Here is an 863-nt window from a genome sequence, read left to right on the forward strand (position 1 = left end):
GCAGCAGGATTTACCCCACCGTAAACCCGTTTATGCAAGCGGGGTTTTGGGGGGGGGGGGGGGGGGGGGGGGGGGGGGGGGGGGGGGGGGGGGGGTTTCCGTGGGTGTTCGCGGGGGGGTCCGCCGGGGCGACGCCGAGGGTGCGAAGGGGACGGTCACGATGCCGGTCGCGATGATCACAGGTGGTTCGAAGGGGCTGGGGCGGGCGTTGGCGGGGGCGCTGGCCGGGGAGGGCTGGGACCTGGTGCTGGACGCCCGGACCGCCGAGGTGCTGGAGGAGACGGCGCGGGAGCTGCGCGGGCGGTACGGGACGCGGGTGGTAGCGGTGCCGGGGGACGTCACGGACGCGGCGCACCGGGCGGATCTGGTGGCGGCGGCCGGTCCGCTGCGCCGGCTCGACCTGCTGGTGAGCAACGCGAGCATGCTGGGCGCGGAACCGCTGGTCCGGCTGGACGCGCTGCCGTTGGACGGGCTGCGGCGGGCGCTGGAGACGAACGTGGTGGCGGCGCTCGGTCTCGTACAGGAGGCGTTGCCGTCGCTGCGGGCCTCGGAGGCGGGGGCGGTGGTGGTGATCAGTTCGGACGCGGCGGCGGAGGCGTACCCGACGTGGGGCGGCTACGGGGCGTCGAAGGCGGCGCTGGACCAGCTGGCGGCGGTGCTGGGCGAGGAGGAGCCGGGGCTGCGGGTGTGGGCGGTCGACCCGGGTGACATGGCGACGGACCTGTACGCCGCGGCGGTCCCGGAGGACGCGGACGCGGCGCGGCCGACGCCGGAGAGCGTGGCGCCCGCGTTCCTGCGGCTCGTTCGGGAGCGGCCGGCGAGCGGACGGTACGCGGCTCCGGCCCTGCTGGAGGGGCCGGCGG

Annotated in this window: 1 protein-coding gene; it reads left to right on the forward strand. The window is 76.9% G+C overall.

Translation table 11 applies throughout. The annotated features are described in order from the left end of the window. Positions 1–160 precede the first annotated feature (160 nt). The coding region (locus JS521_RS35925) for an SDR family NAD(P)-dependent oxidoreductase (RefSeq protein WP_205087029.1) at positions 161–863 on the forward strand (703 nt) is incomplete at its 3' end.

This window comes from Streptomyces durocortorensis (genome assembly GCF_016901035.1).
Taxonomy (GTDB): Bacteria; Actinomycetota; Actinomycetes; order Streptomycetales; family Streptomycetaceae; genus Streptomyces; species Streptomyces durocortorensis.